This window comes from Nocardiopsis oceani (genome assembly GCF_054777395.1).
Window position 1 is genome coordinate 1 of the sequence record NZ_BAAHAR010000005.1, and the last position, 24,510, is coordinate 24,510.

Sequence of the window (24,510 nt, forward strand, 5' to 3'; positions counted from 1 at the left end):
AATCACTCTTCCCGTACAAGCGCCCGGACTCTCGCCCTGGCTGCTCTTCCGTGGAAGGCGTCTGCGTTTCCGCTTGTTGTGTTCTTTACTTTATCAGGTGTTCCGCACCCCGCCAAATCGGCGGTTTTGAAGAACGAGATCGGGGTAAAGCCCGTTTCGCTTCTTTCGACCTGCGTTTCCGCCCGGCGTCTGAAGCAACTCTCCGAGCTTACATGCTCCGGGCAGTGCCCGAACCATCTCGGCTCAGCGGAGAAAGAGTGTGTCTGTGATCGCGGCCCGGTGCTGAGCCAGACCCCCAGGGGATCCGCTCGCCGTCCCGCAGCGACTCTTTCGAGTGTAGGGATGCCGGAGGGGGACGTCAAATCAAGACCCGGATCCGTTGCCCTGCAGGCGATCCGGGCCTCGATCGCCCCGGTTTGGGCGGTTACTCAAGGCCCCTGACGTGCGCGAGCTTCACACCAAGCTCGCTCGGTTACGTCGGCTTTTGTTAGACATCGGGCATCTTGCCCCGATGATGACGGAGCCAAACCTGGACTTGGTGTCCGGATCTGTTCCCGGGCACAGGGTGGGCCGGCTTCCCCGGTGGGAAACCGGCCCACGCTCTGGTTGGCACGGCCACGCAACCCGGAACCTTCCAGCGCTGAACGGCCCGCTCCTAAGCCGCTCAACTCTGCTGGGAGCCCTGGCGCCCTAACCCTTCAGGACGGCGCCGCCGATATTGCGCTTGCCCTTGCGCAGTACGACGAAGCGGCCCTGGAGTACGTCCGTGGCAGCGAGCTTGGCTTCCACGTCGGTCACCTTCACGTTGTTCACGTAAGCGCCGCCCTCCTGGATGGCACGGCGGGCCGCGGACTTGCTCGGCGCCAGGCCGCTCTGGGCGAACAGGTCGCTGACGAGCAGTTCCTCGACCGGGCCCTCGACCTCGACCTTGGGCACCTCGGACAGGGCCGCGTCGAGGGTGCGGGCGTCCAGCTCGGCCAGGTCTGCACGACCGAACAGCGCCAGACTGGCCGCCTTGACCTTGCGGGTCTCCTCCTCGCCGTGGACCAGTGTCGTCAGCGTCTCCGCCAGTACGCGCTGAGCGGCACGGGCCTGCGGACGCTCCTCGGTCTGGCGCTCCAGGTCGGCGATCTCGTCCTGGGACAGGAAGCTGAACACCTTGAGGTAGCGGATGACGTCACGGTCGTCGGCGTTGAACCAGAACTGGTAAAAGGCGTACGGCGACGTCTGCTCCGGGTCGAGCCAGATGGTTCCCGACTCGGTCTTTCCGAACTTGGTGCCGTCGGCCTTGGTCAGCAGGTTCGTGGTCAGGCCGTGTGCCTGGCCGTGCGGTTCGTTGCCGTCGATCCGGCGGACCAGGTCCAGGCCAGCGGTGATGTTGCCCCACTGGTCGGAACCACCGATCTGCAGGGTGCAGCCGTGGCGCCGGTAAAGCTCGACGTAGTCGTAGGACTGGAGGAGCACGTAGCTGAACTCGGTGTAGCTCATGCCCTCGCCGTCGAGGCGGCTCTTGACCGTCTCGCGGGCCAGCATCTGGTTGATGCTGAAGTGCTTGCCCACGTCGCGGAGCAACTCGATCGCGTTGATCTCGCCCAGCCAGTCCCCGTTGTTGGCGAGGATCGCGTCGGTGGGACCGGCCTGCTCGCCTTCGGGGGTGAACCTCAGGAAGGACGAGAGCTGCCCGGCCAGGTTGCCGACCCAGCCCTGCACCGTCTCCGCCGAGTTCATCTGACGCTCGGCGTTGGGCTTCGGGTCACCGATGAGGCCCGTGCCGCCGCCCACGAGGGCGATCGGACGGTGCCCGGCCTGCTGGAAGCGGGCCAGGGTGAGCGCCTGGGTCAGGTGGCCGACGTGGAGGCTGCCCGCCGTCGGGTCGAACCCGCAATAGAGGGTGATCGGACCATCGGCCAGCGCCTTGCGGAGTGCGTCAAGGTCGGTCGTCTGCGCGATGAGGCCGCGCCACTGGAGTTCGTCGATGATGTCGATCACTGTGTAGCTCTCTGTTGTGTAGGCGGGCCCTGCGGCCCGATCTGCCTAGCAGTGTAGGTCGGGTGCACCGGTGGGTCACCCGGATATCCCTCACACGACCACGCTATCGGCCGACTACCACCGCAGGTCATTCGGCGTTCCCCACCTTCTCGTCCGAAGCCCTGCCTGCGCCCTTGACCCGCTTGACTAATGCCATTAGCTTTATAGCTATGGATATAAGCCAGGGAGTCCAGAACCACGGACGAGGGAGCACTGTCATGCACCACCTCCGACGCCCCGAGGGACGGATCGCCTACGACCTGTACGGGAGCGGAAACTCCGGAACGCTCGTGATCTGCGTTCCCGGCATGTTCGACCACCGGGCCTCCTTCCGTTTCGTGGGAGAGGCCCTCGCCGCTGCCGGCCACCGGGTGGCCGTCATGGACCTGCGCGGACACGGCGACAGCGACATCACTTTCAGCGACCACACCGACCTCGCCGCCGCCACCGACGCAACCGCCCTGGCTGAGGAACTGGGCGGGGGCCAGGTCGTCATGGTCGGGAACTCGATGGGGGCCGGCGCGGTGACCATCGCCGCCCTGGACCGCCCCGACCTGGTTGCGGGGATCGCTCTCCTCGGTCCCTTCCTGCGGGTCCCCAAGACCAGCTGGGCGAAGAGGGCCATGCTCAGGGTTCTGCTCGCCCGCCCCTGGGCGCCGCGAGCGCTGACCCGCTTCTACGACAGCCTCCACGCCGGGCGGACCCCCGAAGGACACGACGAGCAGTTGGCGCGCATCCGCCACATGCTCCGCCCCGCCGACCGCTACCGGGTGGTCCGGGAGACCATCAACGGCCCGAAGAGGACGATCGAGTGGATCGAGGGGGCCGAGCCTCCTGCCGCCGAGGCCGTGGTGATCATGGGTGACCAGGACCCGGACTGGAAGGATCCCCGGGCCGAGGCCGACTGGGTTGCCTCCGTGGTACGCGGCAGCGTGGTGATGGTTCCCGACTGCGGTCACTACGCGCAGTCGCAGCGGCCCGACGTCACGGTGCCCGCCCTCGTCGACCTCATCGAGAAGGTGAACGCCGGTGCCTAGGGTCGGCCTCACTCCGCAGCTGGTCGTTGCCGAGGCCGCGGTGCTCAGCGATGAACAGGGATTCGACGCACTGTCGCTCTCGGCGCTGGCCAAGAAGTTCGGCGTGGCGACACCGAGCCTGTACAAGCACGTCGACGGGCTGTCCGGGCTGCGGCGCGGGGTAGCTCTCCTCGCCGTGACCGAACTGGGTGACCGGATCCAGGGTGCCGCGGTGGGGCGGTCCGGTTCCGACGCCGTCCGTGCGATCTTCAGGGCCTACCGGAGCTACGCGCACGAACACCCGGGCCGCTACGCGGCGACCCAGCGGGGACCCGCACCGTCGGACCCCGAGGCGTACGCGACCTTCGCCAAGCCCGTCGAGGTGATCGCGGCGGTCCTGCGCGGCTTCGGGATCCCCGAGGAGCAGCTGGTCCACACGATCCGGGCGCTGCGCAGCGCCGTGCACGGTTTCGTCGACCTCGAGGCACAGGGCGGGTTCAGGATGCCTGAGGACATCGACGAGAGTTACACCGTCCTGGTCGAGGGGTTCGTCCGGGCACTGGAGAACGGGCAGCTGCGGGAGCCGGCAGACTGACACCTCGGCGGACCGCAGGCGCCGCAGTGCTCAGGCGTCCGGAGCAGCGGGTCCGCAACCCACCGTTCCGGGTGGGCTGCCTGATGGGCCAGGCTTGAGGGTCGGGACGGTCGACCCGCCCGTCCCGGGAAGCGAGACAGTGTGGGAGTCCCCCGATGGCCAAGAGATCCTCCGCGAAGCGTGGCAAGTCCAAGTCAGGGCCCGCGGCGATCATCGGCACGGTGATCGGCGCCCTGGTGATCGCCGCCGTCGTACTCCAGCAGCTCGGCCTGCTCGACCTGGAGACCGGAACCCCCGGCGCTGAGCCGCAGAGCTCCCCCGGTGCCGCCTCCTCCGACGATGTGGAGCATGCAGGACAACAGCTGGCGGAACTCCGGGTCGAGGACGAGGAGGACCCGCCCGGGTACGACCGGGCGCTCTTCCCGCACTGGGACTCCGGGGTCGAGGACAACTGCACCACCCGGCAGGTCGTCCTGCTCCGCGACGGCGAGGACGTGGAGACCGACGACAACTGCCAGCCGGTGTCCGGTTCCTGGTACAGCCCGTACGACGGGGAGACCCTGACGGACGCACAGGACATCGACATCGACCACATGGTGGCGCTCAAGGAGGCCTGGCGGTCGGGGGCCCACGAGTGGCCGACCGAGCGGCGCCAGCAGTTCGCCAACGATCTCGAATCCACCCAGCTGTGGGCCGTGAGCGCCACTTCCAACCGCGCCAAGGGCGACTCCGACCCCGCCGACTGGCTCCCCCCGCAGGAGTCCGCGCACTGCGACTACGTGGTCTCCTGGATCGAGGTCAAGCACGAGTGGGACCTAAGTGTCGACCCGGACGAGGAAACCGCCCTGCACGAGGTTCTCGAGGGCTGCTGAGTCCCTGAGTCCCCCGAGGGGGCTGCTGACCGAAGGCCGCGGTCGGCAGCCCCCGCCAATACGGACACGCGTATCCGGGGCGTGCGTCCGGGGCACGTGCCTAGGCTAGGGCGCGTCCTCCGTGCCGATGCCCCGTGCCGTGGCGAGGATTTCCTCCTTTCCAAGGAGGCCGGAGGGGTCGCGGACCTCGACCGCGACCCTTCCCCCCGCACTCCAGAAGGCCTCGGACGCGCCGTACAGGCCGACGGTGCCGTTGTTGTCGAATTCCGCGAGGTCCCAGGTGGCCGGGTCGTTCTCGTGGTAATGGGCGAGGAAGGCACGGACCGCCGCCAGGTCGGTGAGCTTCTCCCCGCGCAGCACCAGGACCTGGAGCACCACCTGGAAACCCCCGCCCTCCTTGGCCTGTTCCCACATCCGGGAGGTGAAGGAGACGTCCTCCCATTCGTAGGGGAAGTCCGAGACCGAGGTCTCCTCGTCGACCGGTGCGGGCAGATGGCCGATCGTGAATCCGTCCAAGGGTCCTCCTCGTGGGTCGGCAGCGGGCGCGGCCGCCGTGAGAACGAGCGCGAGCATGGTGGCGAGGGCCACCGAGACGCACCTGGTCAGGGACATGGTCACCTCCACCGGGGACCGCGGGACCCTCCCGGACCGCCGGTTTTTCCATGGTCGGCCGGGACGGTGACCAGCACCAGGGTGTCCCTGAACCTGTGGATAACCGTTGCTGATGTCTTAAGCAACCATCGGCATCCCGTGCGTTTCTGCACGCAAGGTCCGTGACGGTGTCACCACAACCGGGGTTGGGTGTCCTGACGACGGTGCCGGAGCTTCTGTCCGCTTACGCGGCCTTGCGCCACCGGCCCGCCCCGCACGCCCCGCGCGGTCCCATTGGCCAGGCGGCGGTGGAGTTTGCGGGTGGACTCATGGGTGCGCACCCGCCCCACCACCAGCAGCCTCACGTGGCGCCGGGAGTCCTCGCACCGGATGGTGCCGGTGGTGAAGCGGCAGGAGAGCGGGGCCCGGTGCTTGGACTTGGGCCGCGGCACCCCCACCTTCGGACCTCTGCGATCGCCGCGTTTGGAGGCGGAGTAGCAGTCAAAGGCAGCGGCGGCGCCTGCTAGGCCGGTGTTGTAGGCCTCCTTGGAGTTGTCCGCCCACCAGGAGGCGAACCGGGGATCACCCCTCTTGGTGGCGTTGAACGCCCGCCACAGGCTGGGCAGCGACCAAGACCGCCACGGGGTGCGCTCAGAATCAGGAATCCCGTAGGAGGCCTCGGCCGCGCGCTGGTCCCAGTTGGCCAGGACGTGGTTGCGTGCCCAGTTGAAGCTCACCCGGGCGGCTCCGCAGTGCGAGCGCAACCGCTGCTCGGCCCCGGCCCCCGGCGCGAACCGGTCCGAGTTCCTGGCTCTTCAACGGCGGCCTGCGGTCGTCGTGCTGTGTGTTGACCGGGGTGGATGGTTGCTGAAGGAACCCCGAACAGCTCACAACCCCGTTCCGACACACCGGGAGTCAGTACCCGTCGACGAACCGGTCGTACAGGAACTCGGCGATGGCCAGGGAAGAGGTGGCCGCGGGTGAGGGGGCGTTGCGCACGCACACCACGCGGCCGTGGGTGTCCACATGGAAGTCGTCCAGCAGGGAGCCGTCGCGGGCCAGTGCCTGAGCGCGTACACCGGCCGGTGCTGGGCGCAGGTCGGCCGCGGTGATCTCGGGAAGCAGGCGGCGGGCCTGGCCGGCGAACACCGCCCGGGAGGCCGACACCAGGGTCTCCCTCGCTCCCACGGACCAGTGCCTGCGTGCCAGTCGCCAGAAACCGGGCCAGGCGAGGGTCTGGGCGAGTTCAGCAGGGCGCACGTCCCGGGCACTGTACCCCTCGCGGGCGGTGGCGAGGATGGCGTTGGGTCCGGCCATCACCTCTCCGCCGATGTGGCGCGTCAGGTGCACGCCCAGGAACGGATAGCGGGGGTCGGGGACCGGGTAGAGGAGACCGTGTACCAGGTCCCGGCGTTCGGGGACGAGCTCGTGGTAATGGCCGCGGAAGGGGACGACGCGGGGGTCGGAGGGCCCTCCCGCCAATCCCGCGAGATGGTCGCTCTGTAGCCCGCCGCAGAGGATCAGGCGGTCGAAGCGGTGGACGGTCCGCTCCCCCTTGGGGTCTCCGGTCAGGACCTCCGCGCAGTCGTGGTTCTGGCGCAGGTCGATGACGGGGGTGTTGAGCAGAACCCTGCCTCCGGAGCGGCGCACGTCGTCAGCGAGTTGCTCCGCGACCGCGACGAAATCGGTGATGGCGGTGGTGGGCGAGTGCAGACCTGCGGTCCCCGCCGCATGGGGTTCGACCTCCCGGATCCCCTCCGGACCCAAACGGGTCACGCCGGGAACACCGTTCTCCTTGGCGCGGCGCTCGATGTCGTCCAGGCGCGCCTCGTCTTCGCCGTCCACGGCGACGAGGAGCTTGCCCGCTTCCTCGTAGGGCAGGAAGTTCTCGGCACAGTAGTCCCTGAGCAGCCCTACTCCTCGGCGGCACAGCGTGGCCTTGAGCGACCCTGGCCGATAGTAGAGCCCGGCGTGGACGACTCCGCTGTTGTGGCCGGTCTGGTGCGCGGCGACCCGTTTCTCCTTCTCCATGACGGTGACGCGGGTGCCGGGGCGGTGGAGGGTGATGTGGCGGGCCAGGGCCAGACCGACGATCCCCGCTCCGATGATGCCGATGTGTTCGGTGCTGCGCATGGGAGAACGCTAGCAATCCGGCTCCGCACGGCAGGTGTGCGGGCCGGGTTCAAAGGGAGCGTAGGCCGACGAGGACCGCGTGCAGGATGTCCTCCCGGCCGAGGGGCCTGGAGGGACCGCAGCGCTGGAGTGATCCGTCCGAGACCATGTCGGCGACCATGATCCGGACCTGGCCGGTGGGCAGACCGACCTCGGCGGCCAGCTCTGCGACGGTCCGGGCCCTCAGGGCGTAGTGGAGGATGGTCTCCCGCTCCGGCCGCAGCCACTCGTGACGGCCGGGGGTCCGGGCCGCCACGACGAGGGTGAGCAGGTCGATGTCCAGGGTCGTGGTGGTGGGCGGCGCGGCCCGCTCAACGTTCCCGGCGTCGACGGCGTAAGGGCGCAGGAACCGTTCGTTCTCCGCGGCCTCTCCCTCCTCGGAGGGTCTGGGTCCGTTCCCGTCGGGACGGTCGGCCGCGCCACAGCCCGCCAGGCGACGGGCGTGGCGGCCCTCAGCGCTCACTGGGTCCTCCTCTTGGCGGGGTCGGGAAGGGTGTGGTGTCGGATCGGGGCCAAGGGGAGACGGCCCCCTGCGCCCCGGAGTGCCCCGCTTGGGGTTGTGACCGGGTCTGGGGTTGGTCCTGGGGCGGGTTCTGAGGCTGTGGCCGGGCCTGGGGTTGGGGACCGGACTGGTCCTGCGGATGGACCTGAGGATGAGGGCCGGTCTGGGATCCGGCTCCGGCCCCGGGGGCGGGGCCGCCGTGGGGACCGGGATGGCCGTTCGCCCCCTGCCACGGCCATCCGTACGGCCCCTGCGGGCCTGAGGGCGACCCCACGCTCTGCGGCCCTGAGGGAACGTACGTTCCCGCGTGGCTCAGCGCTCCCGGGAAGTGCGGGGCCCCGATGGGGGCGCCGCTGGTCGCGAGCGGGTTGTCCACGGGTTCCAGGAGACTGTCCGGGATGAGGGCGGTGGCCCGGGTCCCGCCGTACGGAGACGGGTGGAGCCACACCCGGACACCGTGGCGCTCGGCGAGCCGGGCCACGACGAACAGACCCAGGCGCGGGTCGTCCGGCAGAGCCATCACGTCGAATTCGGGTGGACGGGTGAGCGTGCGCTCAGCGGCCGCGTACCCCTGCTCGGACATGCCGAGGCCCCGGTCCTCGATCTCCACCAAGAGTCCGCCGGCGACCGACGCGCAGCCGACGTCGACGGGGGTGCCCGCGGGTGAGAACTGCGTGGCGTTCTCCACGAGCTCCGCGAGCAGGTGAACGATGTCGGCCACGACCTGGCCGTGCATGAGCACCCGGGGCGCGGAGGTCAGCCGGACCCGGTCGAAGTCCTCGGTCTCCGCGATCGACGCGCGCAGAACGTCCACGAGGGGCCGGGGCTGGCGCCAACGTCGGACGGACTGGCCACCGCCGAGGATGATGAGGTTGTCGGCGTAACGGCGCGCCCGCGTGGCCAGGTGATCCAGCCGGAAGAGCCGTCGGAGCGCGTCTGGGTCCTGTTCCCGGTACTCGATCTCGTCGAGCAGGCGCAGCTGGCGCTGGACGAGGGTCTGGTTGCGGAAGGCGATTCCGAGGAAGGCGCGGTTGGCCCCGCGGCGGATCTCGGCCTGCCGGACGGCGGCCTCCACCGCGGTGATCTGCGCGCTGTCGAAGGCGTCGGCGACCTGCCCGATCTCGTCCTCACCCTCCTCGTCGAGCGGCGGGAGCTCATCCACGACATCGACCTTGGTCCCCCTCTGCGCCCGGTCGATGATGTCGGGCAGGTCCGCATCCCGGTGCAGGATCTGCTCCCGCAGGCAGTCGAGGCGCTCCGTGAGGCGGCGTGACGAGCGGCTCACGAGGGCGATGGCGAACACCCCGCCGACCAGGGTGACGGCCGCGGCGGCGACACCGAGGGAGACCCTCAGGAGTGCAGCGCTCCACGCGAGGTCGACGGCGCGTTCGGCCTGGGTCTCGGCGAGGCCGTCCAAGGCAAGGGCAGTGGGGTACGAGGACGCGTCCCAATCGGCCGCCTCGACGTCGATGGTCGAGTTCCACTCGCTCAGGACCTCCTCCCCGCCGTCGTCGGGGGCCTCCGCGACCGGTGGCCGAGTGACGACGCTCCGGCTGAGGCCTTCGGCCGCGGTCCACTCCTCCTCCGCCGTCAGGGTCTCGTACTCGGCCTGCACGCTCGGGTGCATGGCGTGGCTGGCGGTGTCCAGCGTGCCCCGGTAGGAAGCGGTGAGGAACGTGAAGTGCGCGGTCTCCTCATAGGTCATCCGACCGGTGGCGATGACCCCGGCAAGCAGGGCGTCCGCCGCCGCGTAGTCCTCGCGCGCGGTCAGCAGCTGTCGGGTGAGGACGGCGTCGGTGAGGTTCTCGCCGCCTTCCGTCGTGTGCAGAAGAGCCGTAGTGGTGTCGAGGAGGGACTCCAGGAGGTCCCCGTAGCGGGCGAGGGCCTCCTCCCGGTTCGCGGTGCGGTCGTCGACCGCCGTCCGCAGTGCCGTCAGCTCCTCTTCGCCTTCGGCCACGACGGCGGCGCTCCGGCCCACCTCTTCGTCACCGCCCTCGCTCAGCTGCGCGGCATGGTCGACCGCACCGCCGAATGCGCCGTCCGTACCCTCCCGTTGCTCGGCCAGTTCGTCCAGCACCGTGGAGGAGCCGCCGCTGTCCTGTTCACCGAGGTGGACCAGTGAGAGGCGGCGTTCCGCACGGAGTTCGGCCGCTGCCCGGGAGAGGACCTCCGTGCCCTCACTGGCTTGGTTGACGTCGCTCATGAGTTGTGCTGCCTGAGCTGTGCCAAGCGTGGCCACGATGAGCCAGAGCGCGAGGAAGCACAGACTCGGGATGAGCACTATGCGGGTGAGCTGCCCGCGGATCGTCCGGGTGGACGCGTGGGTTCTGCGCATGGCCCCCTCCGGCCCGAGCGGGTGCCGAGGCTACCGGGAGTGGCGCCACGGCTGCTTTCGGTCCTGCCGAGGCTATCGAAAAATCATTGCCGTGCGTTGTCAAATAATCACGAATAGTTATCCATCGTGCCAAGACCTCCGGCCAACCCAGTGTTAAGGGGGGCGGAAGCGGGACGAAGGCGCAGGTCAAGCCCCACTCAACGCCTCAGGGCCACCCGGAGGTCCGGGCGGCCCTGTACGAGGTTTCCGCGAAGCAGATCTCGGGGTCAGCTCTCCGGGCGGTGCCGGGACCCCACCGGTGCGGGCAGCTCCTCAGCCGTCGGCGGCTGCTCCACCCCGAGTGAGTTCAGCACCTCGGCGTAGCGCAGCGCCGCGATCTTACCCAGAAGGCTGTCCGCGCCGAGCGGTGCACACGCCTGGGCACCGAAGCGCTCGGCGAGCGCGGAGAGGCCCTCCTCGGGCAGCTCCGGGCCTACTGCGCTGGGCGCGATGACGGGGCGCTGGCTACCACCCTGGTGGAGTTGGGCACTGACCTGCTCGAGTGAGGCCTCGTCCTCCAGGTCCGCAGGAAGCACGGTCAGGCCGAGACGAGCGGCGAGCAGGACCGCGGTCACACCCGCGGCCCCCACAGCGCCCTCCCCACCGACGGCGCCGACGATCACGCCGTCGGCCATGGTGGTGTTGCGGGCGGTGACGCTGATCAGCCGCATACGATCAGCCCGAACGAGCCCGGCCTCGGCCAGGCGCAGGTGCAGCACCTCGGCGAGCATCGGGTGCGGGCCCAGGCCCTCGGTGACGCGGACGTCGGCGCCGGACTCGGCGATGGCTGCCTCGATCGCGGCGGTGGTCTCCGCGTGCGGGGCCGTGACCAGGGGAACCACGACCCCGGCGAGTGGACGGTCATCGGAGTGTTCCAGACCGGCCAGCGCCTCGACGAGGCTCTGCTCCCGGCCCTCGGTGTGCCCGAAACGGATGGTGACCTCGGGGCGGTAGGCCCGGACGAGGTCGGCCATTCGGGAACCGATCGACTCACCGTCGGCGTCCCTGGCCTGTTCGGCCGTGCCCGGGACCGCCATGATCAGGGCGGGGGTACCGAACCAGTTGTCGAAGGACAGCGGGTTGCGGTGGCGTCCGGAACGCCGCTTGGGCAGTTCGCGTGGGGGAAGTCGGTCAGAGTTTCGCATACCAGGATTCAGACGAGTGGCGGATGGGGTGCGCTGTCAAAGCGGTGGACACTGCCGCGACATTGTAGCGTTCAACGCCACATTCAGGGGCGTTTCTCCTGAACGTATACCGGACCGACGCCGCGCTCCCACGGGTAGTACCGCTCCATCAACCACTCAGCGCCGGGCGGCGGCTGTTGATCACGTGGCTGACGAGCTGGACGAGCACCTCCTTCGCGGACCCGCGTTCTCGCGCGTCCGTCATCAGCACGGGCACCTCAGCAGGAATGTCGAGGGCTTCGCGCACCTCTTCCGCCTCGTAGTCGGTGGACCCGTCGAAGCGGTTCACCGCGACAACGAACGGGAGCCCGCGGCGCTCGAAGAAGTCCACCGCGTGGAAGCAGGTGTCCAGGCGCCGGGTGTCGGCCAGGATCACGGCCCCCAACGCCCCCTCCGCCAGCTCGTCCCACATGAACCAGAAGCGGTCCTGTCCGGGTGTGCCGAACAGGTACAGCAAGATGTCGTCGTTGATGGTGATGCGACCGAAATCCAGGGCGACCGTAGTGGAGGTCTTGTTCTCCACACCGCCCAGGTCGTCAACGCCGTAACTGGCTTCGGTCATGACCTCCTCAGTGCTCAGGGGGGTGATCTCGCTGACGGAGCCCACCATGGTGGTCTTGCCCGCGCCGAAACCCCCGGCAACGATGATCTTCACGGCCTGGGGGATCGTCTCCCGCGCTCCCGGCCGGGTCTCAGAGTCTGCGGATGCCATCGAGTACCGCCTGAAGTACTTTCTTCTCGGGAAGCTGGGTCACGGGCATCGCTGCCCGGGTGCGCACATCGCCCTCGGCCACGAGGTCGCCCAGGAGGACTTTGACCACGGTCAGTGGCATGTCCAGGCGGGCGGAGATCTCCGCGACCGATATGGGCCTGCGACAGAGCTCCAGGATCGCCTGGAGCTCGGGGCCGCGCGCGGACTCTCTCCGGTCCCGCGCTGCCATCACGATCGTGATCATGTCCAGGCCGCGGGCTTCTGTGGTCGGCCTGGTCCGGCCCTTGGTCATCGTGTAGGGCCGGACCAAGGGACTGGCCGGCGCGTCACCGGGGTTGACCCCCGCTGAAGGCCCCTCAGAGGTCGGGCGCCCCCCGCCCCTGCGCCAGGTCTGGGTCTCTCGGCGGGTGGCGGAACATCCGCCCGGCTCCCCCGCGGCGGCCGCCGCGCTCGACAGCGGGGCACCGCCCCGGTCACCGGACGTACTCACGAACCCCCACCACCCATGGGCGTGAGTTCGCCCGGCAGCCGGGGCGCGGCGGTGAGGAACTGGCCCACCCGCTTGACCCTCAGGTTCATCTCGTAGGCCACCAGGCCCACATCGGCGTCTTCGGTCGCCAGGACCGCCAGGCAGGCACCCGCGCCCGCGGCGGTGACGAACAGGTATGAGTGCTCCATCTCCACGACGGTCTGGCGCACGTCACCGCCGCCGAAGTGCCGTCCGGTCCCCCGGGACAGGCTCTGGAACGCAGACGCCAGCGCCGAAAGGTGCTCCGCGTCCTCCGGTTGCAGCCCTCGGGAGCGCCCGAGCAGCAGCCCGTCGGCCGACAGCACGATCGCGTGGTCGGCGCCGACGACGCGGTCGACCAGGTCGTCGAGGAGCCAGTCGAGGTTGTCCGCAGCCTTACTCTTGCCCACCATCTCAGTCGCTCTCTCCCGTGTGGTCGTCGGCTCCCGCACCGACCTGGTCATCACTGCTGTGGCCGGGGCCGTGGTGTTCGAGTTCCTCGGCTCGACCCCGCCGTGTCCCCGCGCTGAAGGCGTCCATCATCCGGCGCGCCTGCTCCGGACTCCGCTGCGGTGTCGGATCCGGTTCCTCAGCGGCCGGGACGGAAACGGGATCGTCGCGGAGCTGCGGTGCGAGGTGGGCCTGCCTGTTCCGTCTGGGCAGTCCCGCCCGGCCCGGTCCGACACCCACCCGACCGGCACCGACCACCCGCTTGGGCAAGGGTTGCGGCCCGCTCCCCCGCACCGGTTCCGGCGACTCGGGGTACAGGTCCGGCACCTGCCGGAGCACCGGGTTCTCCCGCGCGAGTTCCTCCGTCCCTACGCCACCTTCGGTGTGTTCCGGGACCGAGCGCAGTACCGGGCGGGTCTGCCGGTGTCCCGCTTCCGCGGAGAGCAGGTCGGCCTGGTCGCCCCGGTCGGCGGCGGTGCGTACCGTCCCCTGGCCTCCCTCCTCCATCCGTGCGAGCGCGGCTGTCCTGGGCCAGTCGGCACCGGTGCCGGCGGAGGAGGCGACCAGTGTTCCGGGGATGAGCACAACAGCTCGGGTGCCCCCGTAGGGAGACGGCCGCAGCTGCACCCGGATGTCGTGTTTCTGCGCGAGCCTGGCCACGACGAACAGTCCGAGGCGCCCGTCGGTACCGGGGGTCATGACGTCGAACTCGGGTGCGTCACTGAGCGTGCCGTTCGAGTTGACGAGGTCCTCCTCCGTCATGCCGAGGCCGCGGTCCTCGATCTCGATCGCCACGCCCTTGGGGACGTTCTCCGTTGCGATGGTGACGTCGGTGTGCGGCGGGGAGTAGGCGGTGGCGTTCTCGACCAGCTCCGCGAGCATGTGGATGACGTCCGCGACGACCGCGCCGGAAAGCGACAGGTCCGGGACGGTGACGAGTTCGACCCGCGCGTACTCGTCGGTCTCGGAGATGGCGCCCCGAAGGATGTCGACGAGCGGGACGGGGTGGCGCCAGCGGCGGCCGGGTTGGGCCCCGCCCAGGATGATGAGGTTCTCGGCGTGGCGGCGGCCGCGCGTGGCCAGGTGGTCGAGCTGGAAGAGGCTCTCCAACAGGTCCGGGTCCTCTTCCTCACGCTCCACCCGGTCCAGGAGCTGGAGCTGTCGCTGCACGAGCGACTGGTTGCGGTGCGCGATGGCGAGGAAGACCCTGCTGACCCCGGACCGGATATCGGCCTGTTTCACGGCGGCGCTGACCGCGGTGCGCTGGGCGGTGTCGAAGGCGTCGGCCACCTGGCCGATCTCGTCGGTGCCGTGGTCGAGCTGCTTCATCTCGGTGTCCAGGTCGACGCTCTCGCCCGCCTCCAAGCGGCGCACGATCCTGGGCAGGTCGCTGCGGGCGATCCCGAGTGTCTGGGCCTTGAGCCTGGCCAGGCGATAGGTGAGGCGGGCCGCGGACCGAGCGGCGATCCCGTAGGCGACGGTGCCCGCGAACATGGACGTGATCCCTCCCCCCACAGCGAGGGAGAACATCCAGGAACTGGCCGCCTCCGTCGATTCGACCACCGCGTCCACCCGGGCGGACCCGGCCTCGACCAGAGCGGCGTTGACCTCGTCCGCCGCCGCACGCCAACCGTCCAGGCCGGACGGGGGCGCGGCATCGCGGGTCTGTTCGTTGGTGAAGGGATCGACGTCGACGGCGGCCTCGTGGCGGACGACGGTGTCGACGATCTCCATGGCCTCCACCCAGGGCTCGCTCCGGATCAGCCGCTCCGCCGTTGACAGGTCCCCTTCGGCGGCTCCGTCGTCGACCGGGACCCCGGTATCGAGTCGGCTGCGTGCGTCACCCCTCAGGGTCGCGACCTCGGATTGCTGGGCCAGGGTGAGCTCGTCTTCGGAGAGGACCGAGGTGATGACTGCGTCGGCGTTGCCGAAGCTCTCCTGGGCCCACATCAGATCGGTGGCCGCCCTGGCCTCGTCGGAGGCCGGACCGTCGTCGAGGCCCTTGACCGTTTCCGTGTAGAGCCGGATGCCTTGGTGAATGGCGACGGTGTAGGTCTCCAACACCGCACCGAACTCGTCGGCTCCGCCCGTACCGGGGTCGGCGAGAGTGTCCGCGCGCATGCTCTCGACCGCCGCGAGCGACTCGTGGAACTCCTCTGCGAGGCGCTCCTGTGTCTGCGTGGAGCCCTCGAGGGTGTCCCATGAGTCATGGACCTGGGCGAGCGCCCCGTCGGTGCGGTCTGCGACGTCGACGAACGCTTGGCGGGTGGCCCCGCCGGGGTCACCCAGGTACTCGACGCTGAGTCGGCGCTCGTCCTGGAGTTGGGTGACGGCTTCGGCGAGTTCGACCCCGGCCCGTCCGTCGGTGACCGACGAGCGCAAGGAGACGGCCTGGGCGAGGGTGGTGGCGCTGAGGACGACGAAGAGCACGAGGAAGGTGACGCTCGGGATCAGCACCATCCGATTGAGCTGCGTCCTGATCCCGCGTTCCGCGCCCCCTGGCTGCCCCACTGCGCCCCTCCCCGGACTCTGCGCGGGCACCGGACGCCACGCGTTGTGCGCGCCGGTTTCCCCACACGCTTCATCACTTTGCGCACAGAGGGAAACACGTGTGGTGCCCGCAGTCCCAGGACGCTATCGCACTCTCCGAGGGCGTGAGAGGGGAATTCCATAATGCTTGCTGGAAGCGGCCTGCCTCGGCCAACCCGTTCGTGTAAAGAGCCCGCCCCAACGCATCCGGGCGCGCGCCACAGTGTGGCGCGCGCCCGGATGCGGATCGGACCGGCGCTGCGTTCCGGAGCACCCCCGTTGCTCCGTGCCCTGGTCTTGGGGTACGGGATCCCTAGGGCACGAAGGCCTTGCGGTGCTCCTCGACATCGGAGCGGAGCCGGGCGAGCTGGTCGCTGACCTGGACGGGAGCGGTTCCGCCCTTGCCCGCACGGGAAGCCAGTGACCCCGGCACGGTGAGGACCTCGCGGACCCCCGGGGTGAGGTGCTCGGAGATCTCCGCGAAGTCGGCGTCAGTCAGGTCGGGCAGGTCGATGCCCCGCTCCTCGCACACCCGCACACAGGAGCCGGCGATCTCGTGGGCCTCCCGGAACGGCACGCGCTCACGGACCAGCCACTCGGCGATGTCGGTGGCCAAGGAGAAGCCCTGCGGGGCCAGTTCGGCCATGCGGTCGGTGTGGAAGGTCAGGGTGGCGACCATGCCGGTCATGGCGGGCAGCAGCAAGTGCAGGCTGTCCACGGCGTCGAAGACCGGCTCCTTGTCCTCCTGGAGGTCCCGGTTGTAGGCCAGCGGGAGCCCCTTCAGGGTCGTGAGCAGACCGGTGAGGTCGCCGATCAGGCGGCCCGACTTGCCTCGGGCGAGTTCAGCGACGTCGGGGTTCTTCTTCTGCGGCATGATCGACGAGCCGGTGGAGAAGGCGTCGTCGAGGGTGATGAAGGAGAACTCCTTCGTCGCCCACACGATGATCTCCTCGGACAGGCGGGACAGGTCCACGCCGATCATGGCGGTCACGAAGGAGAACTCTGCGACGACGTCACGCGCGGCGGTGCCGTCGATGGAGTTCTCCGAGGAAGCCGGGAAGCCGAGCTCGGCGGCGACCGCCTCAGGGTCCAGGCCCAGGGAGGATCCGGCCAGGGCCCCGGAGCCGTAGGGGGACACCGCGGCGCGGCGGTCCCAGTCGCGGAGCCGCTCTACGTCGCGGAGCAGGGGCCACGCGTGCGCCATCAGCTGGTGGGCGAGCAGGACCGGCTGGGCGTGCTGCAGGTGGGTGCGGCCCGGCATCGCTGCGCCGGGGTGGGTGCCGGCCTGGTCGGCGAGGGCGCGCACGAGGTCGAGGAGCTGGTCGGCGATGGACCGGGCCTCCTCCCGCAGGTACATCCTCACCAGGGTGGCGATCTGGTCGTTGCGTGAGCGTCCGGCGCGCAGCCGCCCGCCGAGCTCGGAGCCGACCCGCTCGAGGAAGCCGCGCTCCAGCGCGGTGTGCACGTCCTCGTCTTCCAGGACGGGGGTGAAGTCCCCCGAGGCCACGTCGGCCTCCAACCGGTCGAGCCCTTCGAGCATCCGGTCGAGCTCGTCCGCGCTGAGCAGCCCGGCGCGGTGCAGGGCGCGGGCGTGGGCGCGCGAGCCCGCGATGTCGTGGCGGGCGAGGCGCCAGTCGAAGTGGGTGCTCAGTGACAGGCGGGCCAGGGCCTGGTCCGGGCCGCCTTCGAAGCGGCCGCCCCACAGGCGCAGGGCCTCGGGCTGGTCGGCCATCGTGGTCTCCTTAACGTTCAGGTGTACGGGGTACGGGTCCCGTTCGGGCCGTCCTACCGGGGGCCGTCCTACCGGGGGCCGTCCTAGCGGCGGTCGGCCAACCGCAGAAGGGCGGCGGCCAGCTCCTCGCCGCCCGCAGGGTCGCGTGAGATCACCAAGATGGTGTCGTCCCCGGCGATGGTCCCCAAGATGGCGTGGAAGTCGGTGTGGTCGATGGCCGAGGCGAGATACTGGGCCGCGCCCGGCGGGGTGCGGACGATGATCATGTTGGCGGAGGCCTCGGCTGAGACGAGCAGGTCCTCCGCCAACCGGGTGAGCCGGGCGCCCGAGACCTGTTCGAGGCCGAGGCTGTCGGGGCGGGTGCGCTGCAGGCGTTCGCCGCCCTCCCCCGGCAGCACGTAGGCCAGATAACCGTCGGCCGTGCGCAGTTTGACCGCGCCCAGTTCGTCCAGGTCCCTGGACAGGGTGGCCTGGGTAACCTGGACACCCGCCTCCGAAAGACGCCTGGCCAGTTCTCCTTGCGACCGGACGTCCTCACGGGTGAGGACATCGGTGATGCGCGCGTGTCTTGCGGCCTTGGTCATCGGCACCGTCGTGCCGCTGTGGTCGTTGGTCATCACGCGTCAGCCTGGGGGGTGTCGCTGCAGTCGAGGAGGAAGGCCAGGAGTGCCTTCTGCGCGTGGCGGCGGTTCTCGGCTTCGTCCCAGACCACGCTCTGGGGGCCGTCGATGACCCCGGCGGTGATCTCCTTGCCGCGGTAGGCGGGCAGGCAGTGCAGGACGAGCGCCTCGGGGGCGGCCGCGGTCATGAGCTCCTCGTCGACGGCGTAGGCGCGGAAGGGCGCCTCACGGTCCGCCTTCTCCGCCTCCTGTCCCATGGAGACCCACGCGTCGGTGGCCACCGCGTCGGCGCCTTCGACGGCCTCGCGGGGGTTCGTGGTGACGGTGACCGATCCACCGGTGTCCGCCGCGATCTCGGCGGCGCGGGTGAGGACGACGGGGTCGGGGTGGTAGCCCTCCGGGGCGCCGATCCGCACGTGCATCCCGGCGGTGGCGCCGCCCAGCAGGTAGGAGTGGGCCATGTTGTTGGCTCCGTCGCCTAGGTAGGCGAGGGTGAGCCCGGCCAGTGTGCCCTTGTACTCGCGGACCGTCTGGAGGTCGGCGAGGACCTGGCACGGGTGGAACTCGTCGGTGAGGGCGTTGACCACCGGAACGGCGATGTGCCGGGCCAGATTCTCCATGTCGGCCTGGGCGAAGGTGCGCCAGACCACCGCGCCGACCTGGCGTTCCAGAACCCGCGCGGTGTCCTCCAAGGGCTCGCCCCGTCCCATCTGGGTGGTTCCGCTGTCCAGGACGAGGGGGTTGCCGCCCAGATCGGCGATGCCGACGGAGAAGGACAGGCGGGTCCGGGTCGAGGGCTTGTCGAACATGAGCGCTACGGAGCGCGGCCCGGACAGCGGGCGGAACCCGAAGCGGTCCCGCTTCATCTCGTCGGCCAGGTCGAGGACGCGGGCCTGCTCCTCCGGTGTGAGGTCGTCGTCTCGCAGGAAGTGGCGGGCCATGTCTACTGCTCCTTCGTCGCGGCGGCCTCGGCAGCGTCCAGGATGGTCGCCAGGGCCTCGATGAACACGCCGATCTGCTCGGGTGTGATGACCAGGGGCGGGGCCAGCCGGATCGTGTCGGCCGTGACGGCGTTGACGAGGAAGCCGCGGACCATCGCCTGTTCCTGGACGTGGGCCGCGTACGGCCCGGTGAGTTCGATGGCGCGCCAGAGTCCGCTCCCGCGCTGGCCCGCGAGTAGGGGGTGGTCGACACCCTCGATCTGTTCGGAGAGAAGGTTGCCCATGACCGAGGTGTGGGCGAGCAGGCCCTCGTTCTCGATCGTGTCGATCACGGCGAGGGCGGCCGCGCACGCCACCGGGTTACCGCCGAAGGTGGATCCGTGGTCGCCCTTCTGGAAGGCGTCAGCGAAAGCGCCGAAGCCGACGCACGCTCCGATGGGGAGCCCGCCGCCCAAGCCCTTGGCCAGGGTGAGGACGTCGGGTCGCACGCCCTCCTCCTGGTGGGCGAACCACTGGCCGGTGCGGCCGATGCCGCTCTGGATCTCGTCCAGGACGAAGGCGGCGCCGGTCTGGTCGCACAGCGCGCGAACACCGGCAAGGTAGCCCTCCGGGGCGGGGACGACTCCGGCCTCGCCTTGGGTGGGTTCGACGAACACCGCGACGCACTGATCGTCGACCGCCTCGGTCAGGGCGTCGAGGTCGCCGTGGGGCACGAAGCGCACGTCCATGCCGAAGGGACCGAAGGGTTCCCGGATGGATTCCTTGCCGGTCAGGGCCAGGGCACCGGAGGAGCGGCCGTGGAACCCCTGGTCCGTGGCGACGAAGTAGTGGCGGCCCGGAGCCGCGGCCCGCTTGACCAGTTTCAGGGCGGCTTCGTTGGCCTCGGTTCCGGAGTTGGCGAAGAAGACCTTGGCGTCGCCTCCGACCAGTTCGACCAGGCGTTCGGCCAGCTCGACCTCGCGCTCGTGCACGAAGAGGTTGCTGGTGTGGGCGAGGGTGGCCGCTTGGTGGGCAACCGCCTTGACCAGGGCGGGGTGTCCGTGACCGAGGCTGGAGACGGCGATCCCCGCGATGAGGTCGAGGTACTGGCGGCCGTCGGCGTCATAGGCCTCACAGCCCCGGCCGAGGGAGAGTGCGACGGGCGGGACACCGTAGTTCGGCATGAGCGAGGCGGCGAACCGGTCCCTCAGGTCACTGCTGGTCACTGTGCGCCTCCTGGCTGCTTGGTGGTGTTGTCGGTGGGGCGCCAGGGGCGCGGGTAGTGGCCGTTACCGCTCAGGAGTTCGGCCTCCAACTCCTCGTCGGCGACCATGGTGCCGACCCCTTGGTCGGTGAAGACCTCGAGGAGCAGTGAGTGCGGGACCCGGCCGTCGATGATGTGGGCCTGGGGCACGCCGCCCTCGACCGCCTTCAGGCAGGCCTCCATCTTGGGGACCATGCCCGAGGAGAGGGAGGGCAGGAGCGCACGCAGCTCGTCCACGTTGAGTCGGCTGATCAGGTCGGTGTTGTCCGGGAAGTCGGCGAACAGCCCTTCGACGTCGGTGAGCATGATGAGCTTGCTCGCGCCCAGGGCGACCGCGAGCGCCGAGGCCGCGGTGTCGGCGTTGATGTTGTACACGCCGCCGTCGTCTGCACGGGCGACGCTGGAGACCACGGGGATGCGCCCGTCCGCAATGAGCGCGGACACCGCGCCCGGGTTGACCCCGCTGACCTCGCCGACCCGGCCGATGTCGACGGTCGATCCGTTCACCTCGACGCTCTTGCGCTCGGCGTACAGGAGGTTGGCGTCCTCTCCGGACATGCCGACGGCGAAGGGCCCGTGCTGGTTGATCAGGCCGACGATCTCCCGGTTGACCTGTCCGGTGAGGACCATACGGACGATGTCCATGGCCTCGTCGGTGGTCACCCGGAGCCCGGCGGTGAAGGTGGACTCCACGCCGGAGCGGTCGAGCATGGCGCTGATCTGCGGCCCGCCGCCGTGGACGACGACCGGGCGCAGGCCCGCGTAGTGGAGGAAGACGATGGACTCGGCGAAGCGGACCCGCAGTTCCTCACTGATCATGGCGTTGCCGCCGTACTTGACCACGACGGTGCGGCCGTGGAAGCGGGAGAGCCAGGGCAGCGCCTCGATGAGGTTGGCGGCCTTGTCCATGGCCTGGACCTGGTCCTGTGTGGGGTCGTCGGAGGGACGCGAGTTCATCAACCTGCCTGCTTGTCCTCGTGCTGCTGGTCTGGGGTAACGGGGGCTTGCACCCGCTCGGAAACGCCTGTTCAGTCGGAGACGTCTGCCCCCACCTGTGCCGCGAGCTCCTCGCACACCTGGGTGAGCAGCGCGGAGACGCCTTCTTCGTCAGGGGTGGTCTCGCCGGCGCCGCTGGCCATGAGCAACACGGTGTCGTTGGTACCGGTGAGCGGAGCAAAAGTCTTCGCGGTCGCGGTGGCGACCAGGCGCTGGCACAGCGTGTCGCTGAGGACGGCGTCGGTGGTCAGGACGCACAGGACGGCCCCGAGCGAGCTGTCCGGCCCCTTGGCCATACCGCCCACGGTGACGCCCCCGCCGCGTCGGAAGGCGATCTTGGCCACGGTGTCGTCGGTCCGGATGGCGTCGGCGGCGGGTAGCCCTCCGCCCCGCTCCGCCTCGGCGAGCGCAGCTCCGACCCCGGCGTTCAGGGTTTCCACGGGCAGGGGTGTGCCGACGGGGCCGGCGGAGCAGAGCACGATCTCGGCCGCGGAATCATCGAGCAGTGCGCCGGCGTTCTCGGCCGCGGAGTGGACGCCTTGGAAACCCGAGGGGCCCCTGCCCGCGTTGGCGCAGCCGGAGTTGAGGACGGCCGCGCGCACGCGTCCGCCCGAGACGACCTGCCGGGACCACAGGACCGGTGCGGCCGGGTCGGGGTGTTCAGTGAAGGCCGCTCCGGCCGCGCGGTCAGGGCCGTCGTTGACGACGACGGCGACGTCCCGGGCGCCGTCGGTCCTGAGGCCGGCGGCCACGCCCGCGGCGCGGAAGCCCTGGGGTGCTGTGACGCTCACGTCGGGCCCTCTTCCTAGGGTGCGACCGCGGCGAGCGGGAGGCCGGTGTCCTCGGGCAGGCCCAGGGCGATGTTGGTGCTCTGGATCGCGCCGCCCGCGGTGCCCTTGGTCAGGTTGTCCAGGGCGGCGACGGCGACCATGCGGCCCGCGTCGGCGTCGACGGTGACCTGCACGAGAGTGGTGTTGGCGGCCACCGTCATGGCGGTGTTGGGCCAGGTGCCCTCGGGGAGCAGGTGGACGAAGGGTTCGTCGGCGTAGGTGGTCTCGTAGGCGGCGCGGACCTGGTCCGCGGTCACGCCCGGCTTGAGGGGCGCGGTGCAGGTGGCGAGGATGCCGCGGGGCAGGGGTGCGAGGACCGGGGTGAAGGAGAGCTGGACCTGTTCGCCGGTGACGGCGGTGAGGTTCTGGACGATCTCCGGGTTGTGCCGGTGCGCGCCGCCGACGCCGTAGGGGCTGAGCGCGCCCATGAGTTCGCTGCCGACCAGGTGGGGCTTGGGTGACTTGCCCGCGCCGGAGGCTCCGGTGACGGCGACGACGGTGAGGTCGGTCTCGACCAGCTGCTGGGCCAGGCCGGGAAAGAGCCCGAGGGTGGCGACCGTGACGTGGCAGCCGGGGACGGCGACCCGGCTCGCCCCGGCGAGCCGCTCGCGCTGCCCGGGGAGCTCCGGGAGACCATAGGGCCAGGTCCCGGCATGTGGTGTGCCGTAGAAGCGTTCCCAGGCGTCCGGGTCGCTGAGGCGGAAGTCCGCGCCGCAGTCGACCACCAGGACATCGTCGCCGAGCTGCTGGGCGATGTCCGCGGACTGGCCGTGCGGCAGGGCCAGGAAGACGACGTCGTGGCCGCGCAGCTCCTTGACGGTGGTGGGCGCGAGGATCCGGTCGGCCAGTGGCAGCAGGTGCGGCTGGTGCTGGATCAGGGGGGTACCGGCGTTGCTGCCCGCGGTGACGGTGCCGATCTCGATCTCCGGGTGCCCAAGGAGCAGGCGCAGCAGCTCGCCTCCGGCGTAACCGCTGGCTCCGGCGATGGCCGCTGTGTATCCCATACTGAGACCCCCTGATCGAGTTCGACTGAACCATCATGCATGGTACTGCAAGTTTATGCAAGCAGGGGCGGGTCACACCGTCCCGGATCGGGTATTCGCCCCGGGCACGGACTCGGAACCGGGGGGGTGGGAGGCCAGCCGACCGACCGGATGACCGCCTAGTTGCCCGGTATCCGGGTCGCCAGGTCGGCCAGACGTGAGGTGTGTCCCTTGCCTTCGGTCCTGGACTCGCGCCGGTCAGCCGTGCGGTACAGGCCACGCACTACCTGCGTTCCCATCCAGCGCAGTGGCTCGGGCTCCCAGCCGCGCACCTCGTGCCCGACCCACGGCAGCCGGGTCAGGTCGGTGTTGCGGCCCAGGATCAGATCGCGCAGGGTGCGCCCGGCCAGGTTGCTCGTGGACACACCGCTGCTCGCGTAGCCGCCCGCCCATCCGAGGCCGGACTCGGTGTCCAGGTTCACGGTCGGAGACCAGTCCCTGGGCACACCGAGGACCCCCGACCAAGCGTGTTCGATGGGAACGTCCGCGACGTCGGGGAACATCCCCGTGAGTGAACGCCAGAGTTCGGCGATGGCCTGCGGCTGGGTAGCGCCGTCGTTGCCCTGCGGGGAGCCGATACCTTGCGGAACTCCGCGGCCCCCGATCGCTATGCGGTCGTCGGCGGTGCGCTGTGCGTAGACGTAGGAGTGCGCCGTGTCCCCCAGGACCTCTCTCCCCTCCCAGCCGATCTTCTCCCAGAGCTCAGGGGCGATCGGCTCGGTGGCGATCATCGAGGAGTACATCGGGCGCCACCGGCGGCGCTGGCCGCGCAGCTTGGAGGTGAAGCCCTCGGTGGCCCGGACGACGTGGTCGGCGGAGACGGTGCCGTGCTCGGTGACCACGCTCGGGGTTCCGCTTCCCGCGCGGGGCCGGATCTCCGTGACGGGGGTCCCCTCGAAGATCTCCACGCCCAGCGCCTCGACCACCGAGGCCAGGCCGGTGACCAGCTTGGCGGGGTGGAGCCGCGCGGCGTGCGGAGAATAGCCGGAGGCCACCGCGCCGTGCACCGTGAGCCGGGGTTCGCGATCGGCGTCCACCATGTGGATGTCGTCGGGCCAGTACCCCCAGTCCTGCAGGTACTCGATGTGCTGCTCGAGCCGCTCGCGCTGAGCCGCGTTGCTGGCGATCAGGCGCATGCCGCCCTTGACGATGTCGGCGTCGATCTCCTCGGCCGCGGCGACCGAGACCACCTCGTCCACGGTGTTCATCAGTGCGCGCTGCAAAGCCACCATGGCCGCCTTGCCGTGTGACCGTGCGTAATCCTCCCGGGAGCCCCCAAAGTCAGCGGAAAGCCACCCTCCGTTACGGCCGGAGGCGCCGAAGCCGACGAACTCGCGTTCGACCACCGCGACCCGCAGGTCAGGCTGGTCCTTCTTGAGGTAGTAGGCGGTCCACAGGCCCGTGTACCCGGCCCCGACGACGCAGACGTCATACTCCGCATCACCGGGAAGGGGGGCCCTGCGCTCAGGCAAGCCGGTCTCGCAGAACCAGAAGGAGACTCCGCCGTTGGCGAAGCGAGAGGATCGGGGAATCGGCCTCATCTGGGCAGCAGTGGCGAACAGTCTCATCATT

At 70.0% G+C, this 24,510-nt stretch carries 22 protein-coding genes; 3 read left to right on the forward strand and 19 right to left on the reverse strand.

The window, feature by feature from the left end; all coding sequences use genetic code 11:
- Window positions 1-690: 690 nt before the first annotated feature.
- Window positions 691-1,989 carry a tyrosine--tRNA ligase gene (tyrS, locus tag ACYVDG_RS03720; protein WP_460746844.1) on the reverse strand — a complete coding sequence of 433 codons (1,299 nt, stop codon included), beginning with the start codon at window positions 1,987-1,989 and terminating at the stop codon, window positions 691-693.
- Between the two features lie 257 nt (window positions 1,990-2,246).
- On the opposite strand from tyrS, the gene ACYVDG_RS03725 reads away from it, so the two are divergent.
- The 3 genes from ACYVDG_RS03725 (at window position 2,247) to ACYVDG_RS03735 (ending at window position 4,511) form a co-directional block, all read left to right on the forward strand.
- Window positions 2,247-3,065, forward strand: a complete 819-nt coding sequence (locus ACYVDG_RS03725; protein WP_460746845.1) for an alpha/beta fold hydrolase — start codon at window positions 2,247-2,249, stop codon at window positions 3,063-3,065.
- Window positions 3,058-3,639: a TetR/AcrR family transcriptional regulator gene (locus ACYVDG_RS03730; protein WP_460746846.1), complete on the forward strand. Its 582-nt coding sequence runs from the start codon at window positions 3,058-3,060 to the stop codon at window positions 3,637-3,639. The genes ACYVDG_RS03725 and ACYVDG_RS03730 overlap by 8 nt, the downstream gene beginning before the upstream one ends.
- Window positions 3,640-3,794: 155 nt before the next feature.
- A complete protein-coding gene (locus tag ACYVDG_RS03735; RefSeq protein WP_460746847.1) occupies window positions 3,795-4,511 on the forward strand; it encodes an HNH endonuclease family protein in 717 nt (238 codons plus the stop codon).
- A gap of 105 nt (window positions 4,512-4,616) precedes the next feature.
- On the opposite strand, the gene ACYVDG_RS03740 is transcribed toward ACYVDG_RS03735, so the two are convergent.
- From ACYVDG_RS03740 to ACYVDG_RS03825, 18 genes are all read right to left on the reverse strand, one after another.
- Complete coding sequence (locus ACYVDG_RS03740) at window positions 4,617-5,123, reverse strand: hypothetical protein (protein ID WP_460746848.1); 507 nt, start codon at window positions 5,121-5,123, stop codon at window positions 4,617-4,619.
- Between the two features lie 170 nt (window positions 5,124-5,293).
- Complete coding sequence (locus ACYVDG_RS03745) at window positions 5,294-5,839, reverse strand: hypothetical protein (RefSeq protein ID WP_460746849.1); 546 nt, start codon at window positions 5,837-5,839, stop codon at window positions 5,294-5,296.
- A gap of 178 nt (window positions 5,840-6,017) precedes the next feature.
- On the reverse strand, window positions 6,018-7,235 hold the full coding sequence (lhgO, locus tag ACYVDG_RS03750) for an L-2-hydroxyglutarate oxidase (RefSeq protein ID WP_460746850.1): 1,218 nt from the start codon (window positions 7,233-7,235) through the stop codon (window positions 6,018-6,020).
- A gap of 49 nt (window positions 7,236-7,284) precedes the next feature.
- Window positions 7,285-7,737, reverse strand: a complete 453-nt coding sequence (locus tag ACYVDG_RS03755; protein WP_460746851.1) for a DUF742 domain-containing protein — start codon at window positions 7,735-7,737, stop codon at window positions 7,285-7,287.
- A complete protein-coding gene (locus tag ACYVDG_RS03760) occupies window positions 7,727-10,111 on the reverse strand; it encodes a sensor histidine kinase (RefSeq protein WP_460746852.1) in 2,385 nt (794 codons plus the stop codon). Before ACYVDG_RS03760 ends, ACYVDG_RS03755 begins: the two co-directional genes overlap by 11 nt.
- Window positions 10,112-10,377: 266 nt before the next feature.
- Entirely contained in the window at window positions 10,378-11,295 is a 918-nt protein-coding gene (locus ACYVDG_RS03765) for a sirohydrochlorin chelatase (protein ID WP_460746853.1), read from the reverse strand.
- Window positions 11,296-11,443: 148 nt separating this feature from the next.
- Window positions 11,444-12,046 carry a GTP-binding protein gene (locus ACYVDG_RS03770; protein ID WP_460746854.1) on the reverse strand — a complete coding sequence of 201 codons (603 nt, stop codon included), beginning with the start codon at window positions 12,044-12,046 and terminating at the stop codon, window positions 11,444-11,446.
- The gene (locus ACYVDG_RS03775; RefSeq protein ID WP_460746855.1) at window positions 12,027-12,536 is read right to left on the reverse strand and encodes a DUF742 domain-containing protein; all 510 of its coding nucleotides are present in this window, start codon (window positions 12,534-12,536) and stop codon (window positions 12,027-12,029) included. The genes ACYVDG_RS03770 and ACYVDG_RS03775 overlap by 20 nt, the downstream gene beginning before the upstream one ends.
- Window positions 12,533-12,967, reverse strand: a complete 435-nt coding sequence (locus ACYVDG_RS03780; RefSeq protein WP_460746856.1) for a roadblock/LC7 domain-containing protein — start codon at window positions 12,965-12,967, stop codon at window positions 12,533-12,535. The genes ACYVDG_RS03775 and ACYVDG_RS03780 overlap by 4 nt, the downstream gene beginning before the upstream one ends.
- 1 nt (window position 12,968) lies before the next feature.
- The gene (locus ACYVDG_RS03785) at window positions 12,969-15,515 is read right to left on the reverse strand and encodes a sensor histidine kinase (protein WP_460746857.1); all 2,547 of its coding nucleotides are present in this window, start codon (window positions 15,513-15,515) and stop codon (window positions 12,969-12,971) included.
- A gap of 331 nt (window positions 15,516-15,846) precedes the next feature.
- On the reverse strand, window positions 15,847-17,265 hold the full coding sequence (gene argH, locus ACYVDG_RS03790) for an argininosuccinate lyase (RefSeq protein ID WP_460746858.1): 1,419 nt from the start codon (window positions 17,263-17,265) through the stop codon (window positions 15,847-15,849).
- A gap of 83 nt (window positions 17,266-17,348) precedes the next feature.
- Complete coding sequence (locus tag ACYVDG_RS03795; protein WP_460746859.1) at window positions 17,349-17,882, reverse strand: arginine repressor; 534 nt, start codon at window positions 17,880-17,882, stop codon at window positions 17,349-17,351.
- The gene (gene argF / locus ACYVDG_RS03800) at window positions 17,882-18,826 is read right to left on the reverse strand and encodes an ornithine carbamoyltransferase (RefSeq protein WP_460746860.1); all 945 of its coding nucleotides are present in this window, start codon (window positions 18,824-18,826) and stop codon (window positions 17,882-17,884) included. Before argF ends, ACYVDG_RS03795 begins: the two co-directional genes overlap by 1 nt.
- Window positions 18,827-18,828: 2 nt before the next feature.
- Entirely contained in the window at window positions 18,829-20,031 is a 1,203-nt protein-coding gene (locus tag ACYVDG_RS03805) for an acetylornithine transaminase (RefSeq protein ID WP_460746861.1), read from the reverse strand.
- Window positions 20,028-21,026: an acetylglutamate kinase gene (gene argB, locus ACYVDG_RS03810; protein WP_460746862.1), complete on the reverse strand. Its 999-nt coding sequence runs from the start codon at window positions 21,024-21,026 to the stop codon at window positions 20,028-20,030. The genes ACYVDG_RS03805 and argB overlap by 4 nt, the downstream gene beginning before the upstream one ends.
- 71 nt (window positions 21,027-21,097) lie before the next feature.
- Window positions 21,098-21,856 carry a bifunctional ornithine acetyltransferase/N-acetylglutamate synthase gene (locus tag ACYVDG_RS03815; protein ID WP_460746863.1) on the reverse strand — a complete coding sequence of 253 codons (759 nt, stop codon included), beginning with the start codon at window positions 21,854-21,856 and terminating at the stop codon, window positions 21,098-21,100.
- Between the two features lie 14 nt (window positions 21,857-21,870).
- Window positions 21,871-22,899, reverse strand: a complete 1,029-nt coding sequence (gene argC, locus ACYVDG_RS03820) for an N-acetyl-gamma-glutamyl-phosphate reductase (protein ID WP_460746864.1) — start codon at window positions 22,897-22,899, stop codon at window positions 21,871-21,873.
- A 158-nt stretch (window positions 22,900-23,057) separates the two neighbouring features.
- Entirely contained in the window at window positions 23,058-24,479 is a 1,422-nt protein-coding gene (locus ACYVDG_RS03825; protein ID WP_460746865.1) for an NAD(P)/FAD-dependent oxidoreductase, read from the reverse strand.
- Window positions 24,480-24,510 lie beyond the last annotated feature (31 nt).

Excerpts from the sequence above, each read along its gene's own strand:
- ACYVDG_RS03795 (WP_460746859.1), bottom strand. The coding sequence starts at position 17,882 with ATGACCAACGACCACAGCGGCACGACGGTGCCGATGACCAAGGCCGCA.
- lhgO (WP_460746850.1), bottom strand. The coding sequence starts at position 7,235 with ATGCGCAGCACCGAACACATCGGCATCATCGGAGCGGGGATCGTCGGT.
- argH (WP_460746858.1), bottom strand. The coding sequence starts at position 17,265 with ATGGCCGACCAGCCCGAGGCCCTGCGCCTGTGGGGCGGCCGCTTCGAA.
- ACYVDG_RS03740 (WP_460746848.1), bottom strand. The coding sequence starts at position 5,123 with ATGTCCCTGACCAGGTGCGTCTCGGTGGCCCTCGCCACCATGCTCGCG.
- ACYVDG_RS03825 (WP_460746865.1), bottom strand. The coding sequence starts at position 24,479 with ATGAGGCCGATTCCCCGATCCTCTCGCTTCGCCAACGGCGGAGTCTCC.
- argC (WP_460746864.1), bottom strand. The coding sequence starts at position 22,899 with ATGGGATACACAGCGGCCATCGCCGGAGCCAGCGGTTACGCCGGAGGC.
- ACYVDG_RS03770 (WP_460746854.1), bottom strand. The coding sequence starts at position 12,046 with ATGGCATCCGCAGACTCTGAGACCCGGCCGGGAGCGCGGGAGACGATC.
- ACYVDG_RS03760 (WP_460746852.1), bottom strand. The coding sequence starts at position 10,111 with ATGCGCAGAACCCACGCGTCCACCCGGACGATCCGCGGGCAGCTCACC.
- ACYVDG_RS03735 (WP_460746847.1), top strand. The coding sequence starts at position 3,795 with ATGGCCAAGAGATCCTCCGCGAAGCGTGGCAAGTCCAAGTCAGGGCCC.
- ACYVDG_RS03765 (WP_460746853.1), bottom strand. The coding sequence starts at position 11,295 with ATGCGAAACTCTGACCGACTTCCCCCACGCGAACTGCCCAAGCGGCGT.
- ACYVDG_RS03780 (WP_460746856.1), bottom strand. The coding sequence starts at position 12,967 with ATGGTGGGCAAGAGTAAGGCTGCGGACAACCTCGACTGGCTCCTCGAC.
- argB (WP_460746862.1), bottom strand. The coding sequence starts at position 21,026 with ATGAACTCGCGTCCCTCCGACGACCCCACACAGGACCAGGTCCAGGCC.
- ACYVDG_RS03725 (WP_460746845.1), top strand. The coding sequence starts at position 2,247 with ATGCACCACCTCCGACGCCCCGAGGGACGGATCGCCTACGACCTGTAC.
- argF (WP_460746860.1), bottom strand. The coding sequence starts at position 18,826 with ATGGCCCGCCACTTCCTGCGAGACGACGACCTCACACCGGAGGAGCAG.